Raw genomic sequence first — 23,880 nt, forward strand, 5'->3', positions numbered from 1 at the left:
ATGATTTAAACATTTGGAGGTAAAATATGAAGTTCAATACAAAATCAGTCCACTCTGGAAGAGAGCCGTGCCCTGCAACAGGTGCAATTTCAACCCCTATATGGCAGACTTCCACTTTTGTCTTTGATGACTACGGAAAGCCCAAAGAACATGATTACAGCAGAACAAGTAATCCTACAAGGAAAGCTTTAGAGGATGCTCTTGCAGAACTTGAAGGAGGTAGTGCAGGATTTGCATTTGCAAGCGGAATGGCGGCAATTACAACAATAATACATATCTTAAAAGCAGGAGACCACGTAATAGTTTGTGATGATTGCTATGGTGGAACTTACAGACTATTTTCGGAGATAATGACCAGATTTGGTCTTGAATTCACATTTTTAAGGCTTGACGATGAGGAAAAAATTTTAGATGCTGTAAAGCCTAACACAAAAATGATATGGATAGAAACTCCTTCTAATCCACTGCTTAATATTACAGACCTTGAAATGATCTCAAAAATTGCAAAAGAGCAGGACATACTTACAGTTGCAGATAACACCTTTTCAAGTCCGTATTTTTTAAAGCCAGTTGACTTTGGAATAGACATGGTAATGCACTCAACCACAAAATACTTGAATGGACATTCTGACGTTATTGGGGGAGCTGTAATAACTACAACTGATGAACTTGCTGAAAAAGTTCATTTTCAGTTAAATGGACTTGGAACAAATGCAGCGCCATTTGATTCATGGCTTGTTTTAAGAGGTATTAAAACACTACCACTTAGAATGGAAAAACATGCTGCAAACGCCATAGCTGTGGCTGAATATCTTCAGGATCATCCAAAAGTTAATGAAGTATTCTATCCCGGGCTTCCATCTCATAAAGGGCATGAAATTGCTAGAAAACAGATGAAAGGATTTGGAGGAGTTGTATCCTTTAAAACTGATTCCGATATAGGAGCATTTTTAGGAAATCTTAGTCTGTTTTCACTTGCAGAATCTCTTGGTGGAGCAGATTCGCTTGTTGAACATGCTGCAACCATGAGCCATGCTTCCATGGGTAAAGAAGGACGTAAAAACGCAGGAATAACTGATGATCTAATCAGGCTATCCATTGGACTTGAAGACAGCGATGATTTAATCGAAGATCTGGATAAAGCACTTTCAAATGCATGATTATTTCAAATAAGGAATAATTAAAGTATAACTTTTTAAATTTCCTGATTTACTTTTTTTAGATTTAATAAGATCAAAATAGTTATATGTTGCAATGATATAACAATTGTTAACCTTAAATGCAATTGATAAATAATGAAATTCATAAGTTTAATTTAAGTTTATATTGTAGACATTAATGAAAATATTACATCATTTGATTATTATATTCCTTAAAATGGAGGAATTCAATGGATTATGATTTGATAATTATAAGATACGGGGAAATTGGAGTTAAAAGCCCAAAAGTAAGGCGGAGATTTGAAAACAGGTTGATTTCAAACATTAAAAATAAACTTGACTGTAAAATAAAGATTAATCAGGGACGGATATTCTTATATCCTGAAAATTTTGAAGATGCAAGGGCTGCTTTAAGTAAAGTAATAGGTATAGTTTCTTACAGCCCGGCAGTTTCCACAAGAACAGATTTTGACAGTATAGAAGAAACATTAAACAAATACGTGAATAATCTAATTACTGAAGGATTATTCGATAAAACAAAATCATTTGCAGTACGTGGAAGAAGAGTAGGGACTCATGAATTTACAAGTCATGAAATGGCAGGATTCTGTGGTTCAGTGATTGTTAAAGCAACTGATGCACCTGTTGATTTAAGCAATCCTGATTTTGAATTCTTTGTAGAAGTAAGGGACGATAAAACCTATATTTTCCATGAAAAAATCACAGGATTAGGAGGGCTTCCTGTTGGAACTCAGGGAAAAGTAGTTGCTCTGGTATCTGGAGGTATTGATTCGCCAGTTGCAGCATTTATGATGCTTAAAAGGGGATGTGAGGTTATAGTTCTTCACTTTAATAATTATCCTTACACTGGAGGCTCAAATAGGAAGGTGCTTAAAATTGTGGATAAACTCAATGAATATTCTCCCTCAAAATTAAAATATTTTGAGGTAGGATATGGAGAATACCTCAAAAAATGCATTGAAGAAGCGCCTCCACGTTTAACATGTGTTCTATGTAAAAGTGGGATGTATAAAATCGCTGAAGAGCTTGCTAAAAAAGAGGAAGCTCTTTCAATTGTGGATGGAAGTAGTCTGGGACAGGTTGCCTCTCAAACTCTCCCAAATATACTTGCAACAAGATATGCAACACAGATGCCAGTATTAAGCCCTCTTATTGGACTTGATAAGACTGAAATTGAAGAAATTGGAAGGAAGGTTGGAACTTTTGATATTTCGATACTGCCTGCTGGAGGATGTACTGCTGTTCCAAGGTATCCTGAAACAAATGCAGATTTGAAACAGGTTTTAGAGGTTTTGGAAGACATTAATTTTGAGGAGGAAGTTAAAAAAGTTATATCCTCTATGGAATAACAAAATAAAATTTGTAATATGCACAAAAATGAACTGGAGGAGAACTTCATGAATGCACATGAAGTAATTTCAGGAATTCAAAAAGAAATGGTATTTCCAGAAGGGGCATGTGGAATATGCCATCTTGCACTTAAAAAACTTTCAGAAAGTGGGGGAAAGGCAGTTTCAAGAGAAATACCTGAGGGAATAGAAGCAGAAATAGTTGACAGTAAAGGTAAGATTTTAGGAGAGGGCACTGACATAGTATGGCCACCTGCTATTTTAAAAGCCCAGATAGATGCGGGAATAATCCCTGAAACGGTTTTAAATGAGTTAAATAATATTTTAACAAGTGATAGGGATAGGAAAAAAGTTTCTGCCATGTATGGATATGGAAGAGTGATTGCACCGGCAGGTACAGTGCTGAGCATGGTATGGAGCAAAGGCGGGCATGTTGAAATTAAAAGAGAAGGAATGGGTATAGCTGCATACCTCTATAACAGGGAAGGTAAACTGATTTCAGATGCAGTATCTGCTTTCTGTCCAGTATGTGCCATAAATATTGCAGCATCAAGAAATAAAAGACTGTTTAGTGTGGTTCAAAAAAAACATAAAGATGCGGTAAACACTGGAAAAATCAAATATGAAAGAGTTATTGAAAACATGGTTTACTGGGATAGAAGAAGGGTATTTGCAAGGATTATAGAAAATGGAAAAACTATAGGGGCAAATTTCGGATGTTGCACTTCTTACGCCACTATAAGGGCTGAGATAGCTGCCGGATTTGGGAATAAAGCCATGAATAGGGTCTTTAAAAACTACTGTGATATGTGTCCTCTAAAATGCTTCTGGCTTGATAAATCCATGGGTGCAATGGGGAATATAATTTTAAACAGGATGAAGGATGCAGGGCTAAGAGAGGATGTGCTGTTAGAAGATTATATAACAGTGCACTTATTTGACGGCGATAAAAAAGTTGCACAGGGCATAGGGTCTCTCTGCTCACTAAGTGCAACTGTAAATGCTTTTTTAAGGGGAGATGCAGTTAAAATTCTAAAACCTCCTGAAGCGCGTGGATTTCCATGCAAAAAATAGAAGAAAATTAATGTATAGGGCATAAATCATCGTATAACTTCTCAAATATCCCATTGAATTAAACATGACACTGGGCTGTAAAGAATAAAAAATTTTTAGATGAAAATTCTAACCCTACTAAGTTTACAACTCTCATTATACACAACACTTATAAGTAACGATTGTTATAATAACTATTGTTAAGCAGGAAATGGAGATATTAAAATGGAAATATTTTCAAAAATATCTGAAAAAGAAGTAACAAAAGCTATTGTAGAAGGATTTGCCAGTGAATTTGTAGAATACATCGAAAGTGATGTAATTATAGTTGGAGCAGGTCCAAGCGGACTTGTAGCAGCAAAAAAACTCGCAGAAAAAGGCGTTAAAACACTATTAATAGAAAGCAACAACTATCTGGGCGGCGGTTTCTGGATAGGTGGCTACTTAATGAACAAACTAACCGTAAGAGCCCCCGGTCAAAAAATACTTGATGAAATAGGAGTACCTTATGAAGAAGTAACGAAAGGACTATTCGTTGCAGACGGACCTCATGCATGTTCTAAGCTTATAGCAAGTGCAATGGATGCTGGGGCAAAAGTTATAAACATGACCCGGTTTGATGATGTTGTTTTACGCGATGACCATGTTAACGGTATCGTTATGAACTGGACACCAGTATCAGCGCTTCCAAGAGCAATAACCTGTGTTGATCCTGTTGCAATCGAGTCAAAAATCGTTGTAGATGCAACTGGACACGATGCAGTCGTCGTAAAGTCCCTGGAAGAACGTGGACTTGTAGATATTGAAGGATTCGGTTGCATGTGGGTTGAAAAGTCTGAAGATGCCATTGTTGAACACACCAAAGAGGTCTTCCCCGGACTGTTTGTAACTGGAATGTCTGTTGCAACAACCTATGGCCAGCCAAGGATGGGGCCTACCTTTGGAGGAATGCTTCTTTCTGGCGAAAAAGTTGCTGAATTAATTTTCGAGAAATTAAAAGGTAATGAGGATATTAAAGCTGGCGAAGCTGTGGTAGCCAGTAAATAATTAAACCATTATTTACATTTTACATCAATTTTTATTTTTGTTTATCATTAATATTTAAGATGGTTTTTATGGCAGCTGAAGTTATTGCAGTTTGTAAGAGTGAAAAAAAACAGACTAAAAAAGTCGATATTGGAGATGCATGTCTTAAAGAAAATTATGGCATCATTGGAGACGCTCATGGAGATTTCAATACACACAGACAGGTAAGTTTACTTGCAATTGAAAGCATCGATAAAATGAGGGATCTGGGCTTAAATGTGAACCCTGGAGACTTTGCAGAAAATTTAACCACTGCGGGAATTGATCTAACTATCCTACCCATAGGTACAAAGCTACTTGTTGGAGAGAAAGTCATTCTTGAGGTTACCCAGATAGGTAAAGAATGCCACACCCGCTGCGCAATTTACCATCAAGCAGGAGACTGTGTAATGCCAAAAGAAGGCATTTTTGCAAGGGTGATTAAAGGTGGGCCTGTAAAATCAGGGGATAAAATAGAATTAATATAAAAAAAGGAATGGTTATTCTTCCTCGCATGCACTGCATACATCTTTAAGTTTCGTCTTATTTTCCCTGTAATTATCAATTGCAGCGTGCAGCGCATCTGCAGCAAGGTTTGAACAGTGCATTTTAACTGGGGGAAGACCTTCAAGATTTTCTGCAACATCAGTTCTTGTAATTTTCATGGCATCATCAATGGTTTTTCCAATCGCCATTTCAGTAACCATACTGCTTGTTGCAATGGCCGCACCACAGCCAAATGTTTTAAATTTAATGTCTTCAATCACGTCGTCTTTCACTTTAATGTAAATAGTCATCAGATCTCCACATACAGGGTTTCCAACTGTCCCCACACCATCTGCATCTTCTATTTCCCCTACATTTCTGGGGTTTTGAAAGTGTTCCATTACTTTATCACTATACATATAAATCAACCTCTAATTATCTTTATTCCTTTGAAACTTCGCACCAAAGGGGTGAAAGCTTCCTTAAAGTTTCAACTGCTTCCTTAATGGATTTTATGGCATGATCCACATCTTCTTCTGTGTTTTCTTTTCCAAGTGTCAGGCGTAGCGATCCATGTGCATCCACTTCTTTAAGACCAATTGCCATTAGAACATGTGAAGGCTCTAATTTTTTTGAAGAACATGCAGAACCTGTTGAAGCAGCGATTCCTTTTGAATCAAGGTGTAATACCAGAGATTCACCTTCAATACCTGTAAACCTGAAGTTCACGTTATTTGGAAGTCTTTTTGTTTTGTGTCCATTTAAATAAGATTTTTCCACAGAGTTAAGTACTTCATCCATTAATCTGTCTCTTAAATTTGTTAAATATTTCGTATTATCCAGAAGATTTTCTTCTGCAAGCGCACATGCTTTACCCAGACCAACAATTCCAGAAACATTTTCTGTACCTGGCCTTATGCCTTTTTCATGTCCTCCACCATGAATAATGGGTTCTAACCTCACTCCTTTTCTAATATAAAGTGCACCTATTCCTTTTGGACCATAAAGTTTGTGTGCAGAAAGTGAAAGCATATCCACATTTAATTCTTTAACGTTTACAGGGATTTTACCAACTGTTTGAACAGCATCTGTATGAAAATAAATCTTCTTCTCCCTTGCTATTTTACCAATTTCTGCTACTGGCTGGATTGTTCCAATTTCGTTATTTGCGTGCATAATAGTGATTAAAATGGTTTTATCGGTTATTGCATCTTTTAGATCAGATACACGGACAATACCTTCCTCATAGACTGGAAGATAGGTAACTTCAAAACCGTTCTGTTCTAAATATTTACACGTTTCATCAACTGCAGGGTGTTCTATAGCGCTTGTTATTATATGATTTCCTTTATCTTTTAATCTGTAAGCTGTACCTTTAATTGCAATGTTATCAGATTCAGTACCCCCACTTGTAAAAATAATTTCTTCAGGCTTTGCCCCTATCAAAGATGCGACCTGTGCTCTTGCAGATTCCATTGCTTTTCTGGCATCTCTACCAAGCGAGTATAAAGTAGATGCATTTCCAAAAGAATCTACAAAGTATGGTTTCATTGCTTCAAATACCTGTGGATCAACTGGTGATGTAGCTGAATGATCCATATAAATCATTATTTCACCTCTTTACTTACTTAATTACTAATATGAAAATTAACTGTCTTAAATTTTTTTAATTTTCTCATTAATCTCGAGCTATCAGTGTACTTATATGGTCTGTTGTTATAATTCCAATGACCCTTCCTCCATCATCAACAACAGGAAGGGATGAAATATTGTACTCCTTCATTTTTTCAGCTGCAAGTTCTATCTGGTTATCAGGTCTGGTTATTATGACGTCCTTTGTCATTATATCCTCTAATTTAGTGCATTTTAAAGCAACAGCTTTTGATATGTCCCATGCAGTAACTATACCTATCAATTTATCGCTTTTTGTTACAACAGGTAAATGTGTAACATCTTCTTCAAGCATCAGCTTGGCTGCTTCATTTATACTGGATTCTTCGCCTATTTTGGCTACAAATGGTGTCATAACATCTCTAACAAGAATTTCAGAGAGAAACCCGCTTATGATGTAATTTAATTGTCCTGCCTCTAATAAAAAAGCATCGTGTCCATAGGGTGATTTTATCTCATGATAGCTTACATCCAGGTCATTTGCAGTTAATGCCATTACAACTTCTTCAGATTGTGATGGCGGGTAAAGCCAGTCAGAATCTACTGAAATAATCAGGAATTTTGCCTTCACATCTTTTAATCCTTCAATTAAAGATCCATTTTTTGTTAGGTCAAAATAATCCATGGCTTTTGTTATATAGAGGTAAGAATTTGCATCAAATCTTTTAACAAATGATTCTCCCTGGTAATGGAGGTAACTTTCCACCTGAAAATCCAGTGAAAAGTCAAATCCATATTTTTCTTTATCCTGGAGTCTTCTACCGAATTTTTGATACATTGATTCATAACTTAGATAGGTAATATGGCCTATCATTCTTGCAAGGCTTAATCCATCTTTAGGAATTTCATTAAAGTAGTAAGATCCTTTATTCCACTTTGGATCAGATATGATTGCCTGCCTACCTACTTCATTAAATGCAATTTGCTGTGGAGCAGAATGAGCTGCTGTAGCTATAGGAATAGCTAATTTAACCATATCTGGATAAGAAACGCACCACTGGAGTACCTGCATTCCTCCCATTGAACCCCCAATCACTGCAAAAAGCTGATAAATACCTAAATAATCTATTAACTTCTTCTGGGCTTTTACCATGTCAGAAATAGTAATAATTGGAAAATCCAATCCATACGGCTTTTCTGTTTCGGGGTTAATGGAAGAAGGGCCTGTTGAACCTTTACACCCTCCAATAACGTTGGAACAGATGATGAAGTATTTTTTCGTATCCAGACATTTTCCAGGACCTATTATAATATCCCACCAGCCTGGTTTTTTATCTCCTTCATGCCATCCTGCAGCGTGAGCATCTCCTGAAAGGGCATGGCAGACTAAAATAGCATTGCTTTTCTCCTTATTCAATCTACCATAGGTTTCGTATGCTACAATGGCATTTTTAAGCCTGCTACCTCCTTCCAATATTAAATCGTCAGGAAGATTGTAATGCTGCGTTTTAACAAGTCCGGCGGATTCTTTTTTCATTTTCATTCACTGATATCAATACTGGAAAGTGCCTGATCAATATCTGCAATTATATCTTCAACATTTTCAATTCCAATGGATAACCGGATAAAATCCTGTGTTACTCCTGTTGTTTCCTGTTCTTTTGGAGTTAGCTGCTGGTGAGTTGTTGAAGCCGGGTGTATTACTAAACTTTTGGAATCTCCAATATTTGCAAGGTGTGAGAGGAGTTTCACGTTTTCAATGAACTGTTTTCCAGCTTCTAATCCTCCTTTAATACCGAATCCTATAAGTGCACCATAACCATCTTTTAAATATTTAGAAGCGATCTTGTGGGAGGGGTCATCTTCAAATCCAGGATAGTTAACCCAGTTTACAGCAGGATGTTCTTTAAGGAATTTTGCAACTTCAAATGCGTTTTTGGAATGCTGTTTTACTCTTAAATCCAGTGTTTCAAGCCCCTGTAAGAATAAGAAACCATTAAAAGGGCTTAAAGCCGCCCCGATATCACGCAAAAGTCTTACTCTTGCCCTGATAATATAGGCAATGTTTCCAAGCCCTGGAAAGTCTCCAAATACGTCCCAGTAAACTAATCCATGATAACTGGGGTCTGGTTCTGTGTATTGTGGGAATTTACCGTTACTCCAATCAAATCTACCAGCGTCAACTATTACGCCTCCAATAGAGGTACCGTGTCCACCAATGAATTTGGTTGCAGATAGGACTGTTATGTCTGCCCCCTGTTCAAGAGGTTTTACAAGCCCTATTCCGGTGGTATTATCAACAATAAATGGAATTCCATTTTCATGAGCTATTTCAGCAATTCCCTCGTAATCAGGCACATCTAATTTTGGGTTTCCTATTGATTCAGCAAAAATTGCCTTAGTTTTGTCGGTGATTGCATCTTCAAATGCTTTTAAATCGGTTGATTCTACAAAATTTACTTTTCTGCCTAATTCCGGGAATGTGTAGTTGAAAAGCTGATATGTTCCACCATACAAATTGTTGGCTGAAACTATTTCATCTCCAGGTAAACTAAGATTTAGAAGTGAGAATGTGGTGGCTGCTTGCCCTGAACCTACTGCTAATGCAGCATTACCCCCTTCTATTGCTGCTATTCTTTTTTCAAATACGTCGTTAGTTGGGTTCATTATCCTTGTGTATATGTTTCCAAATTCCTTTAAAGCAAAAAGATTTGCTGCATGCTCAGTATCATTAAAAACATAGGACGATGTCTGATAAATTGGCACCGCCCTTGCCCCGGTTGCAGGATCAGGTTCTTCCTGTCCTATGTGTAATCCCAATGTGCTTAAACCAAATTTCTTTTTTTCTTCTGTCATTTAATTCCTCCAAATTCAAATTAATTATTGGCTTTTTTTAGTGGTTAGAGATCTATGATTCCAATTTTTGTATAATATAACAATCGTTATATTTAATTCCTATCTTCTTCTTATTTAAAGTTTACCTATGATTTTTGGTTAAGCATTGTTGTATCATTAACTCTCATATGTAAAAATAGATTTAGGAGAAGTTACAAAATAGATTACAATATGAGCAAAGTATTTATATAACAATCGTTAATTTAGTAACTAACAATATAAATACATTATGCCGGGATGACCGAGTGGCTAGGTGCATGGCTGCAGACCATGATACTTGGGTTCAAATCCCAATCCCGGCCTCCATATATTAAATAATCTCTAAAAATGTTATATTCAAAATCAAATACTTTTTTAATCTTATTATATAATTACTAATTATCTAATTAAGAATATTTCAATCAAATTTTTGAGTTTGAGGCATTATAATGAAAATATACAACACCATGACCCGTAAAAAAGAAGAATTTAAGCCTATAAACGAAAACAGGATAAAAATGTTTGTATGCGGGCCAACAGTTTATGATAAGTCACATATAGGGCATGGGAGAACTTATATAGCTTTTGATGTTATAGCAAGATACCTCAAGTATAAAGGATGCAGCGTTTTTTACCTGCAAAATATTACAGATATTGACGATAAAATAATTAAAAGAGCAAATGAACTCAAAGTACCGCCATTAAAGCTTGCTAAAGAATTTGAAGAGCTCTACTTTCACGATATGGAGGTACTGGGAGTAAACAGTGTCAATTACTATGCCCGGGCAATGGAACATCTAAATGAAATCATCGACCAGATTCAAAGATTAATAGATAAAAATTTTGCTTACGAAACTCCAACAGGAGTTTATTTTGATGAATCTCGTTTTGAAGACTTTGGAAATCTTTCAAAGAGAAATATTGAAGAGCTGGATGTTCATAGAATTAGCCCGGATCCTACCAAAAGACATCCGGGGGATTTCGCACTCTGGAAAAAGAGAAGTGATGACCCTGCCTGGGATTCTCCATGGGGCCGGGGGAGACCTGGCTGGCATATTGAAGACACTGCAATATCTGAAACTTATTTTGGAGGCCAGTTTGATATTCATGGAGGAGGACTGGACTTAATATTCCCTCATCATGAGGCTGAAATCGCTCAAATGGAATCTGCAACAGGTAAAAAACCAATGGTAAAATACTGGATGCACACTGGCTTTTTAAATGTCAGCGGAGAGAAAATGTCCAAATCCCTTGGAAACTTCATCACCATTGAAGAGCTGCTGAGGGAATATGACCCCCAGGTCTTTAGATACTTCGTTCTTTCTACCCATTACAGGAGTCCCATTGATTTTAGTAGTGAAGCACTTCATCAGTCCCAAAATAGCTTAAAAAGAATTCATAAACTGATGGAAACTATAGATGAGATTTTAGAGACGGATATGGATGAAAAAAGCGAAAATGACGTGAAATACATTAAACTATTAGAAAATACCAAAAAAGAATTCCTGAAAGCAATGGACAACGATTTTAATACACCTGTTGCGCTTTCAGTACTTTTTAATTTTATAAGAGATATAAATAAAGGGATTAATGAAGAAGACATCTCCAAAAACATATTTAAAGAAATAAAAAATTTACTTAACGAACTTGGAAATATCTTAGGGCTTAATTTTTCAGTTGAATCAACTGAAAGCTATTTACAGGAGGAGCTTGTTAACATTCTTGTTGATGTAAGGGAAAAGCTCCGTGAAAATAAAAATTATGAACTTGCAGATGAAATAAGAAGCAGATTACGCGATGTGGGCATTAACTTAGAGGATAAATAAAAATAACCTCTTAAATGCAGTAATCCATGTATATCTCTCTTTTTGATCCCATGCAGGCATCACAACTTGAAGGAATCTTATCCTTTTCTTTATGCAGCTGGCATACAATTTCTTCTGCTTTAACATTTTTACATATTTCACAGATTCTTCTGATTATATCGGTTTGATTTAGATCCTGATCCATTAAGTCCCTTGCAAAAATCCTGATCATATTCTGAGTATGGTCATCGAATTTAATTCCATGCCCCCTTTTATCACTTATATACTGTGAAACTGCTGGCTGAGTTATATCCAGCAATTCAGAAATTTGTTTTTGTTTCATACCTAATCTTAGTAATTCCTTTGCTAATTCAGCCCTTATACTTGGAATTACATACCATACAACTATTTCACATGGCGGCCTCATTTTATCACTCTCGTTATAATTTTAAAATTTAATTGATTATCTTTTAATGAATAAATTAAATGTAATATTAATCAATAACTCCTGTTATAGTATTGTTTTCATTCTGTGAAGTTAGATTTTAGCTCCTAATAATGTACTTAATGATTTTAAAGTTAATTTGCAGGTTAAATCTGGTCGTGTTTCATATACCTGCACCTTCTGAAAATATTTCTTCAATTTCAGACTTTCTTTTAAATAATTCACTCGATCTGGTAGTTGTAGCCAATCCAAGAGCCCTGATCTGATTTTCCATCTCATCCTGGCGCTCTAAAATGAGTTTAATAACTTCGGCAATAGGGTCTGGCAATTGCCCGTGATCCAGATCTATAGCGCACTTACGCTCTTCTTTAACATTTCTTCCAGGAATTCCAACTATTGTGGATCCTTTGGGCGCTGATCTTAAAACCACTGAACCTGCACCGATTTTAGAGCAGTCCCCTATTTCAATATTACCTATTAGTTTAGCTCCAGAACCAATTACAACTCCACTTCCAATTGTTGGATGCCTTTTTTTCCGCTCAAGGCTTGTTCCACCAAGCACCACTCCCTGATAGATCAGCACATCATCGCCTATTATTGCAGTTTCTCCAACTACAACACCCATCCCATGGTCAATGAAAACTCTTCTTCCAATTTTTGCCCCCGGGTGTATTTCAATACCTGTTAGGAGGCGGGCTAAGGCAGATATAAACCTGCCGGTGAATAAATGACCATGAATCCAGAACCAATTAGCTATTCTGTAAAACCATATAGCATGGAGTCCAGGATAGGTGAGAATTATCTCTAATTTGCTTCTTGCAGCTGGATCTCTTAAAAGAACCATTTCTATATCTTCACGTATCCTTTCAAACATGATCGGGCCTCCAAAATATATTTAATGCGTTTGCATTAAATATATTTTCTTTTATATCCGTGGGATTTTTTCATTGTATGGTTTATATATCTCTTCAAATACCCATTCCACACTTAAATATCTTTCTCCAGTATCTGGAAGTATCACAACTATCCTTTTACCCTCATTTTCTTCCCTTTTTGCAAGTTCAAGAGCGGCAAATGTTGCAGCACCTGATGAAATACCTGCAAGTATTCCTTCTTCTCTTGCAAGTCGAAGTAATGCATGTCCAGCATCTTCATCTTTAACCTGGATGATTTCATCAATCAGGTCAGTTCTAAGAACTTCCGGGACAAATCCTGCACCTATACCCTGAATTTTATGAGGCCCTTTGGCTCCTCCAGATAATACTGGAGAAGTTGCAGGTTCAACCGCAACTGCCTTGAAATCAGGATTTCTTGTCTTTATTACCTCAGCAACCCCGGTGAGTGTTCCCCCAGTCCCTATACCAGAAACCAGAAAGTCCACTTCACCGTCTGTATCTCTCCAGATTTCTTCTGCAGTGGTTTCTCTGTGTATTTTTGGGTTTGCAGGGTTTTTAAATTGCTGTGGCAGTACTGCATTTGGAATTTCTTTTGCAAGCTCTTCTGCCTTTGCTACTGCACCAGGCATACCATTTGCACCCGGTGTTAGAACTATTTCTGCACCAAATGTTGCTAAAAGCTTTCTCCTTTCTACAGACATTGTGTCAGGCATGGTTAGTATTAGCTTGTAACCTTTAGCTGCAGCCACAAATGCCAGTGCAATTCCGGTGTTTCCGCTTGTAGGCTCAATTAAAACAGAGTCATCATTTAAAGCTCCGGCTTCTTCTGCAGCTTCAATCATAGAAACTCCAATTCTGTCCTTCACGCTCCCTAAAGGATTGAAAGATTCAAGTTTTGCTACAATATCTGCATTTACTCCTTCTGTAATTCTGTTTAGCCTTACAAGTGGAGTATTACCTATTAATTCAGTTGTATCGTTTGCAATTCCTCTTCTTAATTCAGGTATTTTTACCATTTTTTCACCTTAGTATATTATCTCTATATTTTCTATTGTTTTTTTCTGTATTTATAACTATAGTTATATAACAATTGTTATATTTTTACTTATATACTTTGCTTATTTAAAATATTTAAGTACTTCTATTTTAAATCAAAAAATTAAAGATACATTAATAGCACATGTAAATATTAAAAAAGAAAATTTATAATGGTTCATCTTCATTTCTGCCCTCGCTTTCCTGCATCAATGCATAAACTTTCTTTAACGCATCATCAATCAGCATAGGTATAATTATAGGCTGAATTCCATGTGCAATGAGTTTATCTGCAGCTCCAGGACCTATATGGCTAACAAGTACTGCTTCAACATCTAAAATCAATTCTATTGTATCTGCAGTTGTACTTTCACCTGTAGGATTGCATGAAGGAACATTTTCACGACGCTCCAGAAATTCATAAGTGCCATCGTCTTTAATTTCAACGACTAAAAACTGCCGGGCTTTACCAAAATGCTGATTTACAAATTTTCCATCGCTACTTGCAACTGCTACTTTAATTGATATAAAAACCACCTTTAACTCTTTATAATATATACTATCAGTATAAAAAGAATTTTTATTAACCGCTGCTTATATTTACTTTCCATGTTCTAAAAACTCATCATGTTTCTTTTTTGCATTATCTATTGCCTTTTCAATATCCTCTTCAACATTCCTTGATATTTTACCATGACCTGGAAGCATTAAATCAATCTTCATTGTGTTTAGTCTTGCAAGAGAATTTATATACTCACTGTAGCTACCGGAAGTAGATATGTTTGAGATAATACCCTTTGCAAAAACTGTATCTCCACTGATTAAAACTTTTTTACGAGGTTCATAGATACATATAGAACCAGAAGTGTGTCCTGGAGTATGGAGTACCTTTAAAAACCAGTTTCCAAGGTCTATAATGTTGGTATTTTCCATCCAGAGATGTACATGGTATCCTTTAGGGTCATGACCGTGTGCACGGCATAGAAGGACCTCATCATCAGCAGATATTATTTTAGTGGCAGCATAGCGGTGAGTTAATATTGAAACCTTTTGCTGGAGATATATATTTGCTCCAAAGTGATCCACGTGCTCATGGGTATTGATTATCATGTTTAACTGGTTTGTTTTTATCCCTATTTTTTCGAGATCTTTTTTAAGTATTCCAAACTTTTGATTTATTCCTGAATCAATTAAAACATTCATTTTGTCCCCTAAAATAAGGTAAGAGGTACAGCCAGGCTTACCTGTCCTAATCATGTACAGACCAGGCATTGTTTCATCGTACATTCAAATATCACCTTAAATTAGAAGTTTAATACATCTAAATCAATAAACCATTTTCTGATTTCAATTCATGTAGTTTTAGTAAAATTAAAGAATTTTAAAGCTTTTTGGTGCTAATAACATAAAATAAGATGATAAAAAAAGAAGCTGGGGGGTTGATTTTTAAAATCAACCTTTATACATATTTTTAACTTTTATACAGCTCCTTCCCCTCTTTCACCAGTTCTTATTCTTACAACGTCTTCTACTGGTGATATGAATATTTTACCATCCCCAATATCTCCAGTTTTCGCTGTTTTAACGATGGTTTGAATAACTTTTTCAGCATCTTCGTCTTTAACGATGATTTCCAGTCTTGTTTTTGGTAAAAGATCTATTCTGTAGTCACGCCCTCTGTAACTTTCTGTTATTCCAAGCTGTCTTCCGCGTCCTTTTACTTCAGTAACCGTTAACCCGTGGCATTCAATTTCTTCAAGAGCTGTTTTAACACTTTCTAACTTTTCTGGTCTAATTATGGCAATTATTTCTTTCATAATAATCACATCCCATAATTTTTATTTATGTTCTTTCTTCTTCAGGGTATGCTGAGAGATTGTGTTCTGCTAAATCCAATCCCATTTTTTCTTCCTCTTCTGAGACTCTTATACCGCCTGTGAAGAAACCAACTACTTTTCCTAAGATTAATCCAAATCCTAATCCATAAGCAATGACTACTACGACTGCGATTATCTGATTTATAAGGTTTACATCACCAGTTCCTCCTAAAGCTGTCATACCAAAGACACCTGCAAGAACTGCTCCAAGTACTCCTGCAGTTCCGTGAACAGAAACTACACCACACACATCGTCAATTCCCCATTTTTCCATTAATTTGAAGACTAATGGCACCTGTATACCTGCTAAAATACCGATTATAAGAGCACCTATGGGGCTTACTATATTTGTACCCGCACAGATAGCAACTAATCCTGCAACTAAACCGTTAGGTGTAAATAGAACATCTTTCTTTGATGCTAATAGTGCACCTAAACCTCCTCCTGCCATGGAAAGTGTTGTAGTAGCAGCCACAAGGCCGGATATTTCATTTAATGCCAGTGAACTACCTACATTAAAACCATACCATCCTACTGCCAGTATAAATGCACCAGACATGGCCATTGGTATGCTGTGACCAGGCATTGGAATTGGCTTACCATTTACAAATCTACCGATCCTTGGTCCAAGTGCTATTATCAATCCAAGTGCCAGGAATCCTCCAAGGGCGTGGACGTTAAGACTACCTGCATAATCAGTGAATGGAATTATTTCTGCACCCCATGGTCCAAGATAGACAAATAATGGGTACAAAAGACCTGTTGTTATGGCTGATGCTATAATATATGATTTAAGTTTCATTCTTTCTGCAACACCGCCAGATGCTATGGTAGCTGCTGTTGCTGCAAATACCAGTCCAAAGAACCATCCGGCTAGTTCAATTCCATTATTTTCAATGAAAGTCGCTGTTCCAAATATTCGACCCCACCATTCGATAAATGAACCTATGTCCAATGACGTTGTTAAAATATATCCTACAAATAGCCAGGATACACCACCAATAAGCCAGTCTGCAACGTTTTTCATCATAACGTTGTTCACATTTTTTTTCCTCACCTGTCCGCTTTCAAGCATCAAGAATCCCCATTGCATCATGAATACAAGGGCACCGAACACTACTAAAAAGAAGACATCACTAGCATTTGCAATAACAGTTAAACCATCCACAATATTGGGTATAGTAGTTACGTCTTTAAAAATTTCTGCTGTAACCATTTAGTAACCTCCTTTTTTTGTAAATATTAATAAAAATTGTTTATTTAAAAAGCTTTAATCAAAGTTTAATAGATGTTTTGAAATTTTGTTTAAGTTTAATACCTGCTTAGCTCGCCTTCAGATTATCTCCCTCCCTCGGATATCGGTAACCTACTTCCGATATAAGGAAATTGATTTTGATCCTTTATAAATCTTTTGGTTAAGACTTTTCAAGATCGGCTTTTCCATACCAAAATCGAATATATTCCATATAGCAAACCCTAATATTATTAAGTAAGCATTATAATACCAAAAATAGTAAAAAGCCAAAATATATAAGGAATTAATACAGTTATACGAATTTATTATTAAGTTTAGATAAAATGAATCTGGCACTAGCTATGGAAGAAAATATAACTCCTTTAAACTCTCTTGTTGACCAAATTGTAGATGAAATGATCGAAAAAAATTGAAATTAGATATGAACGATCTGTAAATAAATCTGATTTTATTATAACTAAGCCCAATTAAAGAAGCAATTTAGGAGAAATCAGAGGAAATTTAGCTAAAGCAGAAAAAGAAACTTTTGTATGCTCTCCATAGATAACATACCTTGTATATGAATTTAAAGAATTTAATAAGAATATATTGTTGTTTCAAAAAAGTAGTTTTTACTAAAATGTTCCTACCATTTATTAAAATCAGAGGAACTAATCAATTTTAAAGAATTATTCTCGAAAAGATGGATAGTATCTTCTTTATTAAACAAAATCTGCATTTTTAACTCTGCTTGATCTTTTTCAGGTAAATATTTAATAAATTTGTTTTTCACAAATTTTTCTGTTTTATCAAGCATAAATTTTTCTAATTCTTTTTCACCTAAAATATCTTTAATATTAATAGCTATATGTTCAATATCACTCATTTTTAAGCTTTTTTTGAATTTAAAGGAAGTATAATAGGGAGTATCTCGAATAAAGTATATATCATGATAAATCTTGAAAATTGAGGATATTAAAGCATTAACTTTATGGCCTGCAAAAGTATAGATAAAAACTTTGCTCTCGGTTAGAGAAAATTCAACAGGCATAGTACCTTTTTTAAAACCTGATTTCATGGCTTTATTTTCAAGTTTTTTAACTATATCCCGACTGAACTCATCAAAATCTTTTAAAATCTCTTTATCATAATTTGAAAGCAAAACATCATAGATTTTTCTGGTTAATAAATAATCCATGACTCCTCCTTCAGTATACCAGTCCGGGACATTTCCTTTTTTTGTTTTTTTAACTTTCAGTCTGAATTTATCATGATCAATTTTATCCACTGCCCAGACTTCTCCACATAAAACAAAATTAGAGCCTTCTTTCAAGAAATTAACAACAAAGAAAGAATCCAGGCTGCCAATGGTTCTAAGCCCTTCTTGAACTGTAAATTCATAGCTGGGCCAAAATACACTGTAAAACTCTAAAAAATTTCGTTTTCCAAATTCTTTTTCAAAATTATAACCAAGGCTAAGATAAGGACCCTTTTCCTCTATAAACTCTTTTTCAACCAAATCTTTTATAAAATCCTTATATTCCTCTTTTTGGATATTAGAAAATACATAGGAATTTTTAAGAATAAAAAAGAGATTTTTTTTCTTTATTCTCCCATATTCAAAAATTGTACTTAATATTTGATGAAAATAGATGTCCTTTGGCTTTTCGGGAATTTTAATATTCTCTAACTTTTTTTCTCCAGCTAAAGAGATTTCAGCAAGGGATTTAATGACTTCCTTCTCATCGTCACAAAGAATTATTGTCCTTTGGACTTTGGATCTTCTACCGCTTCTTCCAACCTTTTGTAGAAAAGAACTAACATTTGAAGGCGGATTTTTCTGCAAAACAATATCTATATTTCCTATATCAATTCCAAGCTCTAAAGTACTGGTACTTATCATTAAACCATTTTTAAATTGTTTAAATTTTTCTTCACTCTCTTCCCTTGAATCCTTATGAATTGAAGAGTGATGAATGAAAATATTTTTGATTTTCAAATGTTTTTTAAATAAATTATGGTATTTTTCAGCTTCTTTGCGGGAATGCACGAAAAATAATATCTTTTTATCTAAATACTTGCTTATTACTTGATATATTTTAGGATCATCCCCATAAATCACTTTATATTGAAATTTCCTTTCACTTTTATCGGTTACAATTTCTGCATTTTCGTTGAATGTCAACCAATTTAAAACGGTTTCTGGATTGCCAACTGTGGCTGATAATCCGATCTTAGAAATATTATTATTAGAATATTCTTTAATTCTACTGTTTACAATGGAATTAAGCTGTATTCCTCTATCTGAATCTGCAAAATAGTGGATTTCATCTACTATTACATACTTTAAATTTTTAAAAATAGCATTTTTTGTGTCATTTGATTTATTCATTAAAATAACTTCTAATGATTCAGGAGTTATTAAAAGGATATCTGCAGGTTTTTTAATGAACGATGCCTTATTTGATGAAGGAACGTCACCATGCCATTTCATCACGCTAAGATCAAATTGATCTGACCAAAATTCAATTCTTTGATGCATATCATTAATAAGAGCTTTAAGGGGAGATACATAAAGCACGCTCATAGGTTTTAGGCTATTTTTGAGAATATCATCAAAAATAGGGATGAAAACAGATTCAGTTTTGCCTGAAGCAGTTGGAGCAATAACCAGAATGTCTTTTTGTTCTCTAAAGTGAGGTATAGTGGCTTTTTGGATAGGAGTTAAATCCTTCCATTTCAGGCGATTGACTATAAATCTCTGTAGCCTGGAATCCAATGTATTGAAAACATGGGTTATTTTACCACTCTTCTTCTATTTCTCTTTCTTCAAATAGCTTTAAAATGGAATCTTCTGAATTCAATTCGCCCGGATTTTGCTGAACAGTATCTAAAACGCTTAAAAAGGTCCTTACAAATTCTCTGGGGGTTGTTTTACCTCCAGTTAAAAGGGCATTATTTTCATGTATATCCACTATTTCATCAATGAGGGAATCAATTTTAGAATTAGCGTCCCAATCATAGACTTCTGCATGCATCTCTACTATTTTAGCCCCTAATTCTTTTAATTCTTCTTTTTTAAGTCCTTCAAGCCTCATTATGGGCTTTCTTAAGTCTTTATGATCTGTATCCAAAGCATCCTTTATCCGGTCATATAATGCTTGATAGGATGGGATTCCTTTCTTTGAATCTTCAAAGAATTCACTTGTACCTGCAAAAACAAAGAGCGTGCTTTCAAAATTCCCTAAATTACATTCATCATATATATAACGGATATAATCGTATGCACTGTCTCTTAACTTCGTTGTATGTAGAGATCTAATGTATTCAACCTCATCTATTAAAATTACAAGTCCACTGTATCCTAAAGATTTCAAAAAAGCAGATAATGCCTCTAAAAATGTGAATGCATTTTCTTTGGTTACATCACCTTTAACTCCAAATTTCCTTTTCATTGTAAATGGAATATTGGAATCTCCTCTTAGCCATGCTTGCGCATAATGGGCAGTTTCAGTATCCCCTGAAGATGCAGCACTATTATAGTTTTCTATAGCAATTGCAAAGGAATTAGCATATTTTCGCGCTGCTTCCAGATCTTGAGTCATATTTTCACGTACAATGCTGTTTTGTCTTAATGGATCCATTGTTTCTTCCATTGCAACCATTTTAAGTCCAGTAAGCCATCTTTCGATAATATGTTCCAGTGACGTCCCTGTTTTACATTTTAAAGTCTTAACTATGTTTTTATATACTTCTTCAAATCTATTGAAGGGAATATCTCTGGTTATGGTTATTTTAGATACTACAAAGTTCTCATTAAAGGCCATCTCTTCGATTACTTTGAGTAAAAATGATTTACCTCCACCATAATCACCTTCAAGAAATTTTGTTGCAGCTTTGCCATTTTCTATTTTTTCAAATAAACGTTTGATTTCTTGAATTTCCAGTTCTCTTCCAACGCATATTTGGGAAGTTCCCTTTGGTGGTACATTTCCTTCCTTTAAAGCCTGAATAATGTCTTCATAGTCCAATTTGATACCCCTAACCTAATTTTATATATCCAAATCTATGTGAATTACCTCTTGGGCCATATAATTTGACTAAATTATCCGGATTTCTTGAAGGGCTGTGTTCAAAGCCCAATTTCCAGATATTTTCAGCGTAATATTCCTCAATATCTTCATAACTTTTAGAAATACCATACGAGTTGACTAATTTATGTAAAAGCTTAATAAATCTCTTTATTTCGATTTGATTGGACGCTTCCGTGTTTTTAATTAATTCATACAGGCCTTTAATTGAATTATTTAAAAATTCATCCATTGTAAATGACATTTTTTCAAAATAGCCAGGAAAAGTTTTACTGGAATTCATTCTTTTGATTATAAAATTAAAATCTTCTTCTGAAATTTCTCTAAACTCCGATTTAAAATAGCCAGATGAATTTTTTTTGTTTTTTATGAATTTAAGGTCACTTGCAACATTTTTTGCAGGTAGTGGTTGGGTGAAATACTTTATTCCTTTTAATTTAATCTTTCTTTTGGATTTATCAAATCCTAAAAGAGAATTATCATCATCAAATGAGTTTTCTACTAATCCATAACCAATAAAAGAAAGTAATCGTGTTTTTCCAACTAAAAGGGGCATAAAAAATAATATTTTATCACTTGATTTAACTGATCTTATGGTTTTTGCTCTGGGACTTTTGGCGCCTAAAATCTTATTCTTGCTTATATTACCTAAATATTTCTCATCTATCCTGTAAATCCAGTATTTCGAACTTTCTTCAGCTTCCATTAATTTTCGCTGCTTAATAGGAACCCCACCATCCATTTTTAAAGTGGAACACTTACTTTTTTAATAAGAGTCTATAAGCTGGAAATAAATATGGTAATGAATAGAAATATCTCAATGGATTTCATTAATAAACTTTTTCTTTATGATCTTTATAGAAACTAATAAATTATTGTAAAACTATCAAAAAATTAGATGATGTAAATGAGTTATTTAGTATGTAATAATTGCAACGGTTATTATAAGTTGCAGAAAGGGGAATCACCAGAGGATTTTGAAGGTTGTGAGTGTGGTGGAAAATTAGAACATTATGAAACATTGTATACATTTGTAGATAAATATTATGATTTAAATTATTCTGGATTAGAAAAAGAAAATCTACAGCTTAAAAGGGAAAATGAACAATTAAGGGAAACTTACAATCAACTGAATGATGATTATCTTAAACAGGCCAATGAAAACCATAACTTAAAAATAGTTAATTTTGATTTTGAAAGTGAAAATCTGAAATTAAAAGAATTTCAGGATAAATTAAAAGAAATTAATAAAGAGATTGAAGAAGAAAATTCCAGTTTAAAGGATAGCATCAGTTCAATTAAAGACAAATATTCAAGATTAGAAAGAAAAAACTCTGAATTGAGTGAAGAATTATTTAAAAGTAAAGAAATTAATAATGAGAATTTAAAATTAAAAGAGTCTTATGATTCCATAAAACTCGAATATAATAATTTAAATGATAATTATTCCAAATTAAATGAAGAATTAAATGGATTAAAAAAGCAAAACAAAAGATTGGAAGATAATAAAAAAGAATTAAGCCATACATATACTGAATTAGAGGATTTAAAGAAACATAATGAAGAGTTACTAAGTAAAAATTTCAAATTAAATGAAAAGTTTTCTAAATTAGAAAAAGAGAATTTTAAATTGGAAAACGATAATTCTAAGCTAAATACTGATTTTAACGAATTAAAGGAAAGTTTTTCGAAAATAGAAAAAGAGAACCATGAATTAAAGGAATTAGAAGATAAAACTGATAATTTTAAATTAAAAACGAAGTATAATGAATTAAACAATGCTTATTATAAATTAAAAGTTGAACATTCCAATTTAAAGGAAAAATATTCTGCATTGAATAATGAAAATAAAATAAATAACTCTTTTAGAGGTGTAAAATTAGAATTTTCTAATAAAGAGGAGGGAATATTAAAAACCCATATTCTTTGTGAAGATTGTGGTAAGAAATTGCCCCTATCTCAGTTTTATAAGACCAAATCAAAGGATAGAGGTTATACAACAAGGTGTAAAAGCTGTACCCGTAAAAGAAATGCGGTAAATGGACTAATAGAACTGAGTAAGTATATAGAGTTAAATATTCCTTTTTCAAAGGATGAGCTTAAAAATGTAGTTAAAGAACCATTTTCAACCTTTGAAAATTATATCTGGGTTCTATTAGAGCTTGATATTTTAAATTACATGGAAGATGAGAACAAATATGTTTTAAAATCAGATGATAGGTTGAAAAGTTTCTGTGGGACTTATGGGATTTCTCTGGCTTAAAGTTTAAAAAGAGAATGTGAGCATTTTAATTCTTTTAATGTTTCAAATAATTCGGTAAATAAAGTATTTTAAGGGGTACGTGTTCTTTCAACATTTTTTCACTTTCTTCTATAATTTTTAACTCATTCCTGCTTAAATCTTTGTTATCGACCGTAATAAGTCTGGGAGAGTCATAATCTTTAACTAAACTCCATACTATCCCATTTGCAACAATTTCAATATCATTAACCTGATTAATCGCTTCAACTCCAATAATTGGCTGTATGCATACAATTAAATTTTTCAACTGGTTAATGGAGGTTTCACCATGGTCCTTGAAATTAAAAGATTTCATCTTCTTTAAATGAATATCAATACACTGTTGCACTCTCCTTACATAAACATGCAATATTTTAGCTTGCGGATGATTTTTTAAAGCGTTTATTTCTAATTTTCTCTTTTTGTTTTTAAGTTCTTTTTCAATGATTTCAATTGTATAGTAGTGATGAGTTTCTACAGGATATTTATCAAAAAAGAATTTACAGGAGTTGTGATGATGATCATTCATGTCACAAAGCCCTATAATCACGCCAGTGTCACAAAAAAATCCGCATTCCATTGCATCACTTGAATTAA

General features: G+C 34.2%; 22 protein-coding genes and 1 tRNA gene. 8 read left to right on the forward strand and 15 right to left on the reverse strand.

Features of this window, described 5'->3' with window-relative positions:
• Positions 1-26: 26 nt before the first annotated feature.
• From PQ963_07360 to PQ963_07380, 5 genes are all read left to right on the forward strand, one after another.
• Positions 27-1,160: a PLP-dependent aspartate aminotransferase family protein gene (locus PQ963_07360; protein MEN4029479.1), complete on the forward strand. Its 1,134-nt coding sequence runs from the start codon at positions 27-29 to the stop codon at positions 1,158-1,160.
• 230 nt (positions 1,161-1,390) lie between these two features.
• Positions 1,391-2,530: a tRNA uracil 4-sulfurtransferase ThiI gene (gene thiI, locus PQ963_07365; protein ID MEN4029480.1), complete on the forward strand. Its 1,140-nt coding sequence runs from the start codon at positions 1,391-1,393 to the stop codon at positions 2,528-2,530.
• A 48-nt stretch (positions 2,531-2,578) separates the two neighbouring features.
• Entirely contained in the window at positions 2,579-3,604 is a 1,026-nt protein-coding gene (locus tag PQ963_07370) for a hypothetical protein (GenBank protein MEN4029481.1), read from the forward strand.
• A gap of 204 nt (positions 3,605-3,808) precedes the next feature.
• Positions 3,809-4,630, forward strand: a complete 822-nt coding sequence (locus PQ963_07375; GenBank protein ID MEN4029482.1) for a sulfide-dependent adenosine diphosphate thiazole synthase — start codon at positions 3,809-3,811, stop codon at positions 4,628-4,630.
• 68 nt (positions 4,631-4,698) lie between these two features.
• Positions 4,699-5,136 (forward strand): MOSC domain-containing protein, encoded by a 438-nt coding sequence (locus tag PQ963_07380; GenBank protein ID MEN4029483.1) that lies wholly within the window; start codon positions 4,699-4,701, stop codon positions 5,134-5,136.
• 12 nt (positions 5,137-5,148) lie between these two features.
• Here the strand turns inward: PQ963_07380 and nifU are convergent, their stop codons facing one another.
• The 4 genes from nifU to PQ963_07400 all read right to left on the reverse strand — a co-directional run bounded on the left by nifU (position 5,149) and on the right by PQ963_07400 (position 9,601).
• Positions 5,149-5,553 (reverse strand): Fe-S cluster assembly scaffold protein NifU, encoded by a 405-nt coding sequence (gene nifU, locus PQ963_07385; protein MEN4029484.1) that lies wholly within the window; start codon positions 5,551-5,553, stop codon positions 5,149-5,151.
• A gap of 22 nt (positions 5,554-5,575) precedes the next feature.
• On the reverse strand, positions 5,576-6,739 hold the full coding sequence (gene nifS / locus PQ963_07390) for a cysteine desulfurase NifS (GenBank protein MEN4029485.1): 1,164 nt from the start codon (positions 6,737-6,739) through the stop codon (positions 5,576-5,578).
• Between the two features lie 73 nt (positions 6,740-6,812).
• A complete protein-coding gene (locus tag PQ963_07395; protein ID MEN4029486.1) occupies positions 6,813-8,282 on the reverse strand; it encodes a homoserine O-acetyltransferase in 1,470 nt (489 codons plus the stop codon).
• 2 nt (positions 8,283-8,284) lie between these two features.
• A complete protein-coding gene (locus PQ963_07400) occupies positions 8,285-9,601 on the reverse strand; it encodes an O-acetylhomoserine aminocarboxypropyltransferase/cysteine synthase family protein (protein ID MEN4029487.1) in 1,317 nt (438 codons plus the stop codon).
• Positions 9,602-9,871: 270 nt separating this feature from the next.
• Here PQ963_07400 and PQ963_07405 point away from each other — a divergent pair.
• A tRNA-Cys gene (locus PQ963_07405) sits at positions 9,872-9,942 on the forward strand.
• Between the two features lie 126 nt (positions 9,943-10,068).
• Complete coding sequence (gene cysS / locus PQ963_07410; GenBank protein ID MEN4029488.1) at positions 10,069-11,445, forward strand: cysteine--tRNA ligase; 1,377 nt, start codon at positions 10,069-10,071, stop codon at positions 11,443-11,445.
• Positions 11,446-11,455: 10 nt separating this feature from the next.
• Here cysS and PQ963_07415 read toward each other — a convergent pair whose 3' ends face one another.
• From PQ963_07415 to PQ963_07460, 10 genes are all read right to left on the reverse strand, one after another.
• Positions 11,456-11,851 carry a transcriptional regulator gene (locus PQ963_07415; protein ID MEN4029489.1) on the reverse strand — a complete coding sequence of 132 codons (396 nt, stop codon included), beginning with the start codon at positions 11,849-11,851 and terminating at the stop codon, positions 11,456-11,458.
• Between the two features lie 181 nt (positions 11,852-12,032).
• Positions 12,033-12,743, reverse strand: coding sequence for a serine O-acetyltransferase (cysE, locus tag PQ963_07420; protein MEN4029490.1), 711 nt, complete (start codon positions 12,741-12,743; stop codon positions 12,033-12,035).
• A gap of 51 nt (positions 12,744-12,794) precedes the next feature.
• Positions 12,795-13,781 (reverse strand): cysteine synthase A, encoded by a 987-nt coding sequence (gene cysK / locus PQ963_07425; protein ID MEN4029491.1) that lies wholly within the window; start codon positions 13,779-13,781, stop codon positions 12,795-12,797.
• A gap of 187 nt (positions 13,782-13,968) precedes the next feature.
• Complete coding sequence (locus tag PQ963_07430) at positions 13,969-14,337, reverse strand: NifB/NifX family molybdenum-iron cluster-binding protein (GenBank protein MEN4029492.1); 369 nt, start codon at positions 14,335-14,337, stop codon at positions 13,969-13,971.
• A 63-nt stretch (positions 14,338-14,400) separates the two neighbouring features.
• Positions 14,401-15,087, reverse strand: coding sequence for an MBL fold metallo-hydrolase (locus PQ963_07435; GenBank protein ID MEN4029493.1), 687 nt, complete (start codon positions 15,085-15,087; stop codon positions 14,401-14,403).
• A 191-nt stretch (positions 15,088-15,278) separates the two neighbouring features.
• A complete protein-coding gene (locus PQ963_07440) occupies positions 15,279-15,617 on the reverse strand; it encodes a P-II family nitrogen regulator (GenBank protein ID MEN4029494.1) in 339 nt (112 codons plus the stop codon).
• A gap of 25 nt (positions 15,618-15,642) precedes the next feature.
• Positions 15,643-16,893 (reverse strand): ammonium transporter, encoded by a 1,251-nt coding sequence (locus PQ963_07445; GenBank protein MEN4029495.1) that lies wholly within the window; start codon positions 16,891-16,893, stop codon positions 15,643-15,645.
• 664 nt (positions 16,894-17,557) lie between these two features.
• The gene (locus tag PQ963_07450) at positions 17,558-19,690 is read right to left on the reverse strand and encodes a DEAD/DEAH box helicase (GenBank protein MEN4029496.1); all 2,133 of its coding nucleotides are present in this window, start codon (positions 19,688-19,690) and stop codon (positions 17,558-17,560) included.
• 22 nt (positions 19,691-19,712) lie between these two features.
• Positions 19,713-20,942, reverse strand: a complete 1,230-nt coding sequence (locus PQ963_07455) for a DUF2791 family P-loop domain-containing protein (protein MEN4029497.1) — start codon at positions 20,940-20,942, stop codon at positions 19,713-19,715.
• 10 nt (positions 20,943-20,952) lie between these two features.
• Positions 20,953-21,744: a hypothetical protein gene (locus PQ963_07460; protein ID MEN4029498.1), complete on the reverse strand. Its 792-nt coding sequence runs from the start codon at positions 21,742-21,744 to the stop codon at positions 20,953-20,955.
• Between the two features lie 165 nt (positions 21,745-21,909).
• Between PQ963_07460 and PQ963_07465 the strand changes: the two genes are divergently transcribed.
• The gene (locus tag PQ963_07465) at positions 21,910-23,265 is read left to right on the forward strand and encodes a hypothetical protein (GenBank protein ID MEN4029499.1); all 1,356 of its coding nucleotides are present in this window, start codon (positions 21,910-21,912) and stop codon (positions 23,263-23,265) included.
• Between the two features lie 34 nt (positions 23,266-23,299).
• Here PQ963_07465 and PQ963_07470 read toward each other — a convergent pair whose 3' ends face one another.
• On the reverse strand, positions 23,300-23,863 hold the full coding sequence (locus PQ963_07470; protein MEN4029500.1) for a hypothetical protein: 564 nt from the start codon (positions 23,861-23,863) through the stop codon (positions 23,300-23,302).
• Positions 23,864-23,880: the final 17 nt, after the last annotated feature.

Origin of the sequence: Methanobacterium sp., from assembly GCA_039666455.1 — an archaeon.
Lineage (GTDB): Archaea > Methanobacteriota > Methanobacteria > Methanobacteriales > Methanobacteriaceae > Methanobacterium_D.

Bases quoted from the DNA above. Each gene is read 5' to 3' on its own strand.
- PQ963_07360 (MEN4029479.1), top strand. From the start codon at position 27: ATGAAGTTCAATACAAAATCAGTCCACTCTGGAAGAGAGCCGTGCCCT.
- thiI (MEN4029480.1), top strand. From the start codon at position 1,391: ATGGATTATGATTTGATAATTATAAGATACGGGGAAATTGGAGTTAAA.
- PQ963_07370 (MEN4029481.1), top strand. From the start codon at position 2,579: ATGAATGCACATGAAGTAATTTCAGGAATTCAAAAAGAAATGGTATTT.
- PQ963_07375 (MEN4029482.1), top strand. From the start codon at position 3,809: ATGGAAATATTTTCAAAAATATCTGAAAAAGAAGTAACAAAAGCTATT.
- PQ963_07380 (MEN4029483.1), top strand. From the start codon at position 4,699: ATGGCAGCTGAAGTTATTGCAGTTTGTAAGAGTGAAAAAAAACAGACT.
- nifU (MEN4029484.1), bottom strand. From the start codon at position 5,553: ATGTATAGTGATAAAGTAATGGAACACTTTCAAAACCCCAGAAATGTA.
- PQ963_07395 (MEN4029486.1), bottom strand. From the start codon at position 8,282: ATGAAAAAAGAATCCGCCGGACTTGTTAAAACGCAGCATTACAATCTT.
- PQ963_07400 (MEN4029487.1), bottom strand. From the start codon at position 9,601: ATGACAGAAGAAAAAAAGAAATTTGGTTTAAGCACATTGGGATTACAC.
- cysS (MEN4029488.1), top strand. From the start codon at position 10,069: ATGAAAATATACAACACCATGACCCGTAAAAAAGAAGAATTTAAGCCT.
- PQ963_07415 (MEN4029489.1), bottom strand. From the start codon at position 11,851: ATGAGGCCGCCATGTGAAATAGTTGTATGGTATGTAATTCCAAGTATA.
- cysE (MEN4029490.1), bottom strand. From the start codon at position 12,743: ATGTTTGAAAGGATACGTGAAGATATAGAAATGGTTCTTTTAAGAGAT.
- cysK (MEN4029491.1), bottom strand. From the start codon at position 13,781: ATGGTAAAAATACCTGAATTAAGAAGAGGAATTGCAAACGATACAACT.
- PQ963_07435 (MEN4029493.1), bottom strand. From the start codon at position 15,087: ATGTACGATGAAACAATGCCTGGTCTGTACATGATTAGGACAGGTAAG.
- PQ963_07440 (MEN4029494.1), bottom strand. From the start codon at position 15,617: ATGAAAGAAATAATTGCCATAATTAGACCAGAAAAGTTAGAAAGTGTT.
- PQ963_07445 (MEN4029495.1), bottom strand. From the start codon at position 16,893: ATGGTTACAGCAGAAATTTTTAAAGACGTAACTACTATACCCAATATT.
- PQ963_07460 (MEN4029498.1), bottom strand. From the start codon at position 21,744: ATGGATGGTGGGGTTCCTATTAAGCAGCGAAAATTAATGGAAGCTGAA.
- PQ963_07465 (MEN4029499.1), top strand. From the start codon at position 21,910: ATGAGTTATTTAGTATGTAATAATTGCAACGGTTATTATAAGTTGCAG.
- PQ963_07470 (MEN4029500.1), bottom strand. From the start codon at position 23,863: ATGGAATGCGGATTTTTTTGTGACACTGGCGTGATTATAGGGCTTTGT.